A 9,569-nucleotide genomic window follows, 5' to 3' on the forward strand; every position below is an offset into this window, starting at 1 on the left:
GGGGGTCATCCACGCCGGGGAGGTCCAGGTGATGTCGGCGGGGACCGGCATCGTCCACTCCGAGTACAACCACTCGAAGGACCGCCCCGTCCATCTGCTGCAGCTCTGGATCCTCCCCCGGAGAAAGGGACTCGCCCCCCGATGGGAGCAGCGCCAGTTCACGCCCGCGGACCGGGCCGGGAAGCTGCTGCCGGTCGTCTCGCCGGGCGACGTGCCGGGGACCCTGACCATTGACCAGGACGCGACCATTTATGTCTCCGCCCTGCGGGCGGGGCAGGAGGTGGTCCACAAGACCCGGGCCGGCCGGAGGGCCTACCTGTTCGTGATCAGCGGGAGCCTGACCGTCAACGGCACCCCGCTCGCGGCCGGCGACCAGGCGCGCATCGCCGACGAGGCGGAGCTTGTCCTCCGGGCCACGGAGCCGGCGGAGCTGATCCTGCTCGATCTTCCATAACGGGAGCCCGACATGTCGGCCTATCGGACGAAGCTCGGCCACGCCCATCTCAAGATCCGCGATCTGAAACGGTCCATGGACTTCTACAGCCGGTTCTTCGACCTCAAGGTCGTGGAGCAGGTGGGTGAGCACTACGCGTTCCTCTCCGGGGGCGCGGTGCACCACGAAATCGCGTTACAGCAGGTGGGGCCGGGGGCACCGGCCCCGCCGCCGCACGGCGTGGGGCTGTACCACGTCGCCTTCGAGGTCCCCGACCGGCGCGCCTTTGCGGTCGCCTACCGGTCGCTCACCGAGGCCGGCGTGCCGGTGGCGACGGTGGACCACCGGATCAGTTGGGCGATGTACTTCGATGACCCCGACGGCAATGGCCTGGAGATCTACTGGGATACCCGCCAGGAGCCCGGCGGCCGGCGCCTCTGGCACGGCGAGAACCTGCCCCTGCCGCCCCAGACGATCCTGGCGGGGCTCGAGGAGCCCTGAGCGCTTCCGAGGGGAGATGCGGCCGGAATGCGTTCCGCGAGAAGAGGGCGGCTAGGCGACGGGGATGGGGTGGGCCGGCCGGTCGGGCCACTGGCGACCGAGGCGGGCCGCCGCCGCGGTCAGCGCGGCCTGGATGCGGGGGAGGGCCGCCACGGCCTCGGCCTTGCCGGCCGCGACCGCCGCCCGTTTGTGCCGGAAGTCCAGGGTGGCGATGTGACCGATCGGCGGCGAAATGGTCACGTCGGCCTCGGGCTGGCGGGCCGAGAGCTCCCGCGTCAGGATGGCCAGGGCCTGGTGGAGGACGTCCATCGCTCCCCGGAGCTGGGTGGCCTGCAGATCGGGCGAGACGTTGACGGCGATGATCACCTCGGCCCCCATCGCCCGGGCGACACTCACCGGCAGGTTCTCCACCAGGGCGCCGTCTGCGAGCAGGCGCCCGTCCATCCGGCAGGGGTGGATGAGACCGGGCATGGCGCTGCTGGCCCAGACCGCCTGCCCCGCCGGGCCCTTGTCCAGGATGACCCGCTCCCCCGTCCGGATGTCGGTGGCGACGGCGGCGAAGGGGACGGGGAACTTCTCGATGGGCCGGCACCCCGTGAGCCGGTCCACCAGGCGCTCCAGCTTCCGCCCCTTCAGCGGCCCCCACCCGAGCCCGAAGAGCGTATAGTCGAGGAAGTCTCCCCGGTCGAGGCCCAGGCCCTCCCGCTCCAGGAGCGCCGCGTCCGGCCGGGCGGCGTAGACCGCCCCGATGAGGCTCCCCACGCTCGTGCCGACGACGCAGTCAATCGGGACCCCGTTCTCCTCCAGAACCCGGAGGACCCCGACGTGCGCGAACCCGCGCACGCCTCCCCCTCCCAGAACCACCCCCACCCGGACGGGGACGGCCGGCCGGGGGCGCGGGCGGACGGGCCGCCGGCGCGGTGGGAGGGGGCGGAGCATCGCCGCGAGGCCGCCGGCCAGCCCCGCGAGTCCAGCCAGCGTGGAGTTCCAATCCTTCATCGGGTCCCCATCTCCTCGCTAGGCGAGCGGGTAGCCGCCCGCCCCAAGCGCCGCAGCGGCATTCCGCCGGTGCAGGGCCACCAGGTCCGGGGGAAACCCCCGCAGGACCTTCCGGAGCGCGCCCGCCCCGCTCCGGAGCGCATCCCCCTCGGCCAGGCTCGGTAACAGCCGCCGGGCCGTCGCCTCCAGCGTCGCGAGCCCTTCGGCCACCGCCGCCCGGGCGAGGTCTGCCGCGGCGGCCGCCTTCGGCCCGCCGCTCGCGAGCGCCCGCATTCCCCTGAGCATGGCGCTCTCGGCCGCGAACAGTTGCAAGATGAGATCACTCAGGCCGCCAAGGACCTCCTGCTCCTCGGCGAGTTGCTCCCCGTATTTCTGGAAGGCCAGCCCGGCCACCAGGAGCGTGGCCTGGCGTCCTTGCCGCACCCGCTCCGCCTCCGCGGCGAGCGGCCCGTCCTCCGAGGCCGGGGAGTCGGGCGGCGCGAGGACCGCCTCCTGGACCGCCTTGAGCGCGGGCAACAGGGGGTAGCGCCCCTGGGCCGCCCGCTTGAGGAGCATCCCCGCCGCCAGCAGCCGGTTGATCTCGTTGGTCCCCTCGAAGATCCGGTTGATCCGGGCGTCCCGGTAGAACCGCTCCACCGGATACTCCTGGCTGTAGCCGTAGCCCCCAAAGGTCTGGACCGCTTCATCGACCACCACGCCGAGCGCCTCGCTGCAGAAGACCTTGGCGAGGGCGCACTCGACCGCGACCTCCTCGAGCGCCCGCCGGGCTGCCTCGCGATCCGTTCCGGCCCCGGCCAGCGCCTGGTCCACCAGGCCCGCCGTCCGGTAGAGCAGGCTCTCGGCGGCAAAGGTGAGGGCCGCCATCCGGGCGAGCTTCTGCTGGATGAGGCCGAAGGAGGCGATGGGCTTGCCGAACTGCTGCCGGCTGGCGGCATACTCGGTCGCCGCCTTCAGGGCGGCCTTCATCCCCCCGACGCAGCCCGCCCCGAGCTTGAAGCGGCCTAGATTCAAGATGGTGAAGGCGATGATGTGGCCCCGCCCGACCTCCCCCAGCAGGTTGGCGGCCGGGACGATGGCGTCGGTCAGGTGGAAGGGACGGGTGGAGGAACCCTTGATTCCCATCTTCCGCTCCTCGGGACCGATGGAAACGCCCGGGAACGTCCGCTCCACCAGGAAGGCGCTGAACTCCTTGCCGTCCACCTTGCCGAAGACGGTGAAGAGGTCGGCGAACCCGGCGTTGGTGATCCAGAGCTTGGTGCCGTTCAGCCGGTACGCCCCGTCGGGCGTCCGGACCGCCGTCGTCTTGGCCGCCAGGGCGTCGGATCCGGAGCCGGCCTCCGTGAGGGCGTAGGCGGCGAGCCACTCGCCGCTGGCCAGGCGGGGGAGGTAGCGGGCCTGCTGCTCCGGCGTCCCGAAGTAGACCAGGGGCAGGGTGCCGATGCACGTGTGGGCGCCGTGGGAGGCGGCAAAGGAGGCGGCGGCCCCGAACGGCTCCGCGAGCAGGCTGGAGGCCGCCTTTCGGAGGCCGAGGCCCCCGTGGGCCTCGGGGACATCGGCAGAGAGCAGGCCGAGCTCGCCGGCGCGCTTGAGGAGGCCCACCATCACCCCCGGCTCCTGGTGCTCGATTGCCTCGAGACGGGGGAGGACCTCCTGGGCCACGAAGTCGGCTGCGACCTCGCCCATCATTCGCTCCTCGGCCGTCAGGTCCTCGGGCGTGCGGATGGCCTCCGCGGGCGTTTCCCCCAGCAGGAACGCGCCGCCGAGGACGCGCGGGAGCTCCTGCGCCTTCGTAGCCGTCATCGCCCACCCCCGTTCTTCTCGCGGGCGAAGAGTCCCGCTGCCCCCATCCCGCCCCCGACGCACATCGTGACGAGGCCGATCCGCCCACCGCGCCGCTCGAGCTCGTACAGGAGCGTCGCGGTGAGCTTCCCCCCCGTGCAGCCCAGGGGATGGCCGAGCGCGATGGCCCCCCCGTTCACGTTCACCTTCGCCGGGTCCAGCTCGAGCATCCGCATCACGCCCAGGACCTGGGCAGCGAAGGCCTCGTTGAGCTCGATCAGGTCCACCTGGTCGAGGCGCAGGCCGGTCTGCTTGAGGACCTTCGGCACCGCGTAGGCCGGCCCGAGCCCCATCTCCTCGGGCGGCAGGCCGGCCACGGCGTACCCGAGAAACCGGGCCAGGATCTTCGCGTTCAGCGCCTCGGCCCGCCGCCGCCCCATCACCACGACCGCCGCGGCCCCGTCGCTCATCTGGGAGGTGTTCCCCGCGGTCACCGTGCCGTCTTTCTGGAAGGCGGCCGGGAGCTTGCCGAGCGCCTCGAGCGAGGTGTCGGGCCGCGGCCCCTCGTCCCGGTCGAAGAGCAGGGGCGGGGTGCCCTTGCCGGCCGGGACCGGGAAGGGAAGGATCTCCTCGGCGAAGCGGCCCTCCCGCTGGGCGGCCAGGGCGCGCCGGTGGCTCTCCAGGGCGAAGCGGTCCTGCTCCTCCCGGCCGACCTTGCATTTGGCGGCTACGACCTCGGCGGTCAGCCCCACGCTGAGGTAGACGTCGGGGTACTCGGCCATGAGCGCCGGGTTCGGGGCGACCTTGAAGCCGCCCATCGGAACGAGGCTCATGCTCTCCGTCCCCCCGGCCACGACGACCTCGGCGGCGCCCGTCTGGATCCGCTCGGCGGCGAAGGCGATGGCCTGGAGGCCCGAGGCGCAGAACCGGTTGATGGTGCAGGCCGGGACGGAGACCGGCAGGCCGGCCCGGAGCGCGGCCTGCCGCGCCACGTTCAGCCCCTGCTCGGCCTCGGGCATGGCGCACCCCAGGATCACGTCGTCCACCGCCTCCGGCTTGAGCCCCGGGACCCGGGCGACGGCGGCCCGGATCGCCGCCGCCGCCATCTCGTCCGGGCGGCTGTGGCGCAACGCCCCCCGCGGAGCCTTCCCGACCGCTGTGCGGACCGCCGATACGATGACTGGCTCGTCCATGCGTCGTCCTCTAGTTGCGGAGCGGCTTCCCCGTCTTCAGGGTGTGCCGGATCCGCTCCTGGGTTTCTCTCCGCCCGAGGAGGCGGAGAAAGGCCTCGCGTTCCAGGTCCATGATCTCCTCGGCCGTGGCCGTGCCCGGGTGGGGGCGCTCGCCCCCCGTGAGCACGCGGGCGAGCGCCGTCGCGATCTCGCGCTCGTAGGCCGTGATGTGGCCGCCCCGGTGGGCCAGGTGGATGCCCAGGGCGAGCAGAGCGAAGCCCGGCTCCCCCAGGACCGGGATCGGTCCGGCCGGCGGCAGCGGCGGCCGGCCGGCCCGGGCCAGGTGCAGGGCCGCGGCCTTTGCCTCCGCGAGGAGCCGGTCGGGGTTCATGACCACTTCGTCCTCGGGGCGCAGGAGGAGAAGCCGCCGCGCCTCCTCCGCGGAGGAGGAGACCTTCGCGAAGGCGATCGTCTCGAAGACCCGCTTCAGGAGGGGCTGGGGGTCCAGGCCGCTGTCCGGTGGAAGCAGGGTCATGTGGCGTCGGAGCATCTCGGCGCACCCGCCGCCGGCCGGGATGAGCCCCACCCCGGTCTCGACCAGGCCCATGTAGGTCTCGGCCGAGGCCACCGCGCGGTGGGCCGCGAGCGTGATCTCGGCCCCGCCCCCCAGCGTCCGGCCGAAGGGGGCGGCCACGACGGGGACCGCCGCCTCCCGCACCGCCCGGACGCCCCGCTGGAAGGCCCGGACCATCCCGTCCACCTCGTCCCAGTCCCCCTCCTCGGCGGAGAACAGGAGCAGGCTCAGATCCGCGCCGGCCGAGAAGTGGGGGCCCTGGTTGCCGATCACGAGGGCGGCGAAGTCGGTGGCAGCCCGGTGCAGGCCGCGCTCGAGCTGGGCGATGGCGTCGGCCCCCAGGGCGTTCATCTTGCTGTGAAACTCCAGGCCGAGGACCCCGTCTCCCAGGTCCACCAGGCTCGCCCCCCCGCGCCGCTCCACGAGCGCGCCGGCGGCCTTCCGGCGGGCGAGGGAGAGGACCACCGGGTCCTCGGGTGCCGGCCGGTGGCCCCGGGCTGCCGGGTCGAAGACCGTCCGGGCTCCGTCCTTCTCGCCGTAGAAGGTCCGGGGCCCGGCGGCCAGCACCGCCTCCACCAGGGGGGGGATCGATGCCCCCTCGGCCCGGAGGCGGCGGGCCGCCTCCTCGACGCCGAGGGCGTCCCAGGCGGCGAAGGGGGGGAGGTCCCAGCCGAAGCCCCAGCGCATCGCCAAATCGAGGGCGAGCGGGTCGTCGGCGATCTCGGGCACCCGGGCGGCGGCGTAGCGCAGGGTCGGCCCGAGCAGGCGCCAGGCGAGCGCGGCCACCCGATCGCCGCTCCCGAGGAGCCGGCGCAGGCGGTCCCCCGGATCTTCCACTCCCCGCAGGGCCTCGAGCGCGGGGAAGGGGACCCGCTCTGCCGGCCGGTACTCGAGCGTCTTCACGTCAAGGGCGAGGCGGGTCCCGTCGGGCCCGCTCTTGTAGAAGCCCGCCCCGCTCTTCTCGCCGAGCCGTCCCGCCTTGAGGAGAGCCTCGATGACGGGCGGGACGCGGAAGAGGGCCCGCTCCTCGTCCCCCTCGGCCTGGTCGCCGAGCGCCTGCACCACCTTCGCGAATGTGTCGAGCCCGACGATATCGAGCGTCCGGAGGGCGGCGGTCCGTGGCCGGCCCAGGGGCGGCCCCGTCACGGCGTCCACCTCCTCGACCGAGAGCCCCTCCTCCTCCATCACGCGAAAGCCGGCGAGGGTCGCGTGGACCCCGATCCGGTTGGCGATGAAGCCGGGGGTATCCTTCGCGCGAACCACCCCTTTCCCCAGGCCGGAGGTGCCGAAGGTTTCCATCGCTTCCAGCACGGCAGCGTCGGTCTCCGGGGTGGGGGCGATCTCGAGGAGGCGCATGTAGCGGGGCGGATTGAAGAAGTGCGTTCCGAGGAAGTGGCGGCGGAAGTCCTCGGAGCGGCCGGCCGCGAGGCCGTGCAGCCGCAGGCTCGAAGTGTTGCTGCTGACGATGCTCCCGGCGGTCCGGTGGCCATCCACGGCGGTAAAGAGGGCCTGCTTGATGCCGGCGTCCTCCGCCACGGCCTCCAGGATCCAGTCCACCTCCTTGAGCCAGCCGAGGTGGTCCGTCAGGTTCCCCACCCGGATCGCCTCGGCCCGCTCCGGGACGAAGAGCGCGGGCGGGCTCGCCCGGCGGAGGGCCTCGACCGCCTCGCGCGCGAGGCGGCTGCGGCCGTGGCCCTCCTCCGCCGCCGTGCCGGTTGCCGGCACGACGTCCAGGAGGGTGACCCGCAGGTTGGCGTTCGCCAGGAGCGCGGCAATCTGCCGCCCCATCACGCCCGCGCCCAGGACGGCTGCCGAGCGGATCCGCCTCATGCGCTCCTCCGCGCCCAGCGGGGGAGCCAGAAGAAGCGGGAGAAAAAGCGTCCCCCCAGGGTGATCCAGGCGGCCCGCGCCGGGGCGTCGGCCTGGTAGAGGCGCTCGATCTCCTCCCGGTGCCGGGCCGCGACCACGGCCCGCCGGATCTTGAGCGTCGGGGTCATCTCCCCGGCGGCGAGGCTGAAGGGCTCCTGGAGGAACAGGATGCGGCGGACCTTCTCGTGCGGGGCGCAGTCCGCGGTCAGCCGGTCGAGGTCGCCGAGGAGGAGGAGCTCCGTCCGGGAATCCTTGAGGATATCGGCCCCGTCCCCCCCGATCCCGGCCTCGGCCGCCCGGGCCCGGAGCACTTCCTCCCGGGGGACCACCAGGGCGGCGAGGTAGGCGCGCCCCTCGCCCACGATGACCACGTCCCGGATGGCCGGATGGCGGCGGATCCTCTCCTCCAGCCCCCTGGGGGCGATCTTCTTCCCGGCCCCCGTCACCAGGAGGTCCTTCTTCCGGTCGGTGATGACCAGAAACCCGGCCTCGTCCAGGTGGCCGAGGTCGCCCGTGTGCAGCCATCCGTCCTTCAGGGCGGCCCGGCTGGCCCGGGACTTGCGCCAGTAGCCGGCCATCACGTTGGCCCCCCGGACCAGGATCTCCCCGTCCTCCGCCACCTTCACCTCCACCCCGGGCAGCGGCGGCCCCACGGTCCCCAGGCGCACCGCGCCCGGACGGTTCAGGCTGACCACGGGGGAAGTCTCGGTGAGGCCGTACCCCTCGTACACGGGGAGGCCCAGGGCGTGGAAGAAGGCCCCGACTTCCACGGGGAGGGGCGCGCCGCCCGAAACGAAGAGCCGGAGCCGCCCGCCCAGGGCGGCGCGGACGCGGGATCCGACCAGCCTGTCGGCGACGGCGGCCTTCAGCCGGAGCGGGAGGGCAGGGGTCTGCCCCGCCTGCTTCGCAGCGAAGGCCGCCTGCCCCACGGCCAGGCCCCACTTGAAGAGGCGCTGGAGGGGAGCGGGCCGGCCCTCGGCTTCACCCAGGATCTTCGCCCGCAGCCGCTCGTAGAAGAGTGGAACCCCGACCATGAGGGTCGGGCGGACCTCCCGGATGTTGTGCACCAGGGCGTCGAACCCCTCGGCAAAGGCTACGACCCCCCCGCAGAGGAGGACCAGGTAGGTTCCGGCGATCCGCTCGAGGACGTGCGAGAGGGGGAGGAACGAGAGGGCCACGTCCGCGGGGCCGAGGGGGGCCAGCGCCTGTAGGGCGACGAGGTTGGCCGCCAGGTTGCCGTGGGTGAGCATGACCCCCTTGGGCTCCCCCGTGGTCCCGGACGTGTAGATGAGGGTGGCGAGGTCATCGGCCTTCGGCTCCTCCCCGGCCCTCGGGTGGCTCTCGGTCCGGGTCAGGAGGTCGGCCAGGACCCGGTCCCCGGGCCGGGCGGCGGCGGGCTCGAAGACGATGACGGCCGGCGGCCGCGTCAGCCAGGACGGGCGCCCCACCTTCTCCCGCTGGCTCGCCGTCGAGACGAGGATCAGGTGGGTACCGGCATCCCGGAGAATGGCCTGGACCTGGGCTACGGGGAGGGTGGCGTGCAGGGGGACGCTGACCGCCCTGAGCCGAACCAGCGCGTAGTCGCTCAGGAGCCACTCGGGGCGGTTCTCCGAAAGGATGGCGACGCGGTCCCCCTGCCGGACCCCCAGGGCCGCCAGGCTCGCCGCGAGGGCCTCCCCCTGCCGGGAGAAGTCCCCGGCCGTGACGTCCTGGTAGCCGCCTCCCTGCTTGGCACGCAGGAAGGGGGCCCTCGGGGGTCGAGCCAGGGCTTTCTGGTAGATGTCCAGGAGCGTCACGGGCTCCGGTCTCCTTCCCGCCCGCAGAGCCGACAGGCCGGGAACCGACGATGACCGCCTCCGCCATCACCTCGGCACCCGGCCTGGGCTTCTTCCCCGGTTCTGGACAGCGCCTCGGTCAGGTCCACCCCGTCCCTGCCCGCCGCGGTGATGACGGAGGAATCAGCCTAAGTATAGGCCATCCTGGCCTCTTTCACCAAATCCGGCGCCCTCACCCTATAGACGAGCAAGGAGGGTGCCAGGATTCAGCGAAAGGACCCCTCGCCGGAAATGGTGTATACTGCCCGGAACTCGGAGCCGGCATCCGCATCCGGTGGCCGGCGCCAGGCCCGGTGTCGGGTTCTACGACGCCTGCCCGGGAACCGTCTGAAACGCCCTTGGGAGACGGGAAATGGAAGGGACGGCCGGGCGGGGCACCCTTCTGCGCTTCTGCGCCGCGACCCTCC

7 protein-coding genes are annotated in these 9,569 nt (G+C 73.1%); 2 read left to right on the plus strand and 5 right to left on the minus strand.

Features of this window, described 5'->3' with window-relative positions; genetic code table 11:
* Together VGT06_11650 and VGT06_11655 are read left to right on the plus strand one after the other, a co-directional pair.
* Positions 1-454: pirin family protein (locus VGT06_11650; GenBank protein ID HEV8663772.1), on the plus strand; the 454-nt coding region annotated here is incomplete at its 5' end.
* Positions 455-466: 12 nt separating this feature from the next.
* Positions 467-934 carry a VOC family protein gene (locus VGT06_11655; GenBank protein HEV8663773.1) on the plus strand — a complete coding sequence of 156 codons (468 nt, stop codon included), beginning with the start codon at positions 467-469 and terminating at the stop codon, positions 932-934.
* A gap of 51 nt (positions 935-985) precedes the next feature.
* Here VGT06_11655 and VGT06_11660 read toward each other — a convergent pair whose 3' ends face one another.
* Genes VGT06_11660 through VGT06_11680 form a run of 5 tightly spaced genes read right to left on the minus strand, consistent with a single transcriptional unit; the run spans position 986 to position 9,123 of the window.
* Positions 986-1,933 (minus strand): patatin-like phospholipase family protein, encoded by a 948-nt coding sequence (locus tag VGT06_11660; GenBank protein HEV8663774.1) that lies wholly within the window; start codon positions 1,931-1,933, stop codon positions 986-988.
* An 18-nt stretch (positions 1,934-1,951) separates the two neighbouring features.
* Complete coding sequence (locus VGT06_11665; GenBank protein HEV8663775.1) at positions 1,952-3,733, minus strand: acyl-CoA dehydrogenase family protein; 1,782 nt, start codon at positions 3,731-3,733, stop codon at positions 1,952-1,954.
* Complete coding sequence (locus VGT06_11670; GenBank protein HEV8663776.1) at positions 3,730-4,905, minus strand: thiolase family protein; 1,176 nt, start codon at positions 4,903-4,905, stop codon at positions 3,730-3,732. The genes VGT06_11665 and VGT06_11670 overlap by 4 nt, the downstream gene beginning before the upstream one ends.
* A gap of 10 nt (positions 4,906-4,915) precedes the next feature.
* Entirely contained in the window at positions 4,916-7,288 is a 2,373-nt protein-coding gene (locus VGT06_11675; GenBank protein ID HEV8663777.1) for a 3-hydroxyacyl-CoA dehydrogenase/enoyl-CoA hydratase family protein, read from the minus strand.
* Complete coding sequence (locus VGT06_11680) at positions 7,285-9,123, minus strand: long-chain fatty acid--CoA ligase (GenBank protein HEV8663778.1); 1,839 nt, start codon at positions 9,121-9,123, stop codon at positions 7,285-7,287. Before VGT06_11680 ends, VGT06_11675 begins: the two co-directional genes overlap by 4 nt.
* Positions 9,124-9,569 lie beyond the last annotated feature (446 nt).

The sequence above is a fragment of the Candidatus Methylomirabilis sp. genome (assembly GCA_036000645.1).
Lineage (GTDB): Bacteria > Methylomirabilota > Methylomirabilia > Methylomirabilales > JACPAU01 > JACPAU01.

Bases quoted from the DNA above. Each gene is read 5' to 3' on its own strand.
- VGT06_11655 (HEV8663773.1), top strand. From the start codon at position 467: ATGTCGGCCTATCGGACGAAGCTCGGCCACGCCCATCTCAAGATCCGC.
- VGT06_11660 (HEV8663774.1), bottom strand. From the start codon at position 1,933: ATGAAGGATTGGAACTCCACGCTGGCTGGACTCGCGGGGCTGGCCGGC.
- VGT06_11665 (HEV8663775.1), bottom strand. From the start codon at position 3,733: ATGACGGCTACGAAGGCGCAGGAGCTCCCGCGCGTCCTCGGCGGCGCG.
- VGT06_11670 (HEV8663776.1), bottom strand. From the start codon at position 4,905: ATGGACGAGCCAGTCATCGTATCGGCGGTCCGCACAGCGGTCGGGAAG.
- VGT06_11675 (HEV8663777.1), bottom strand. From the start codon at position 7,288: ATGAGGCGGATCCGCTCGGCAGCCGTCCTGGGCGCGGGCGTGATGGGG.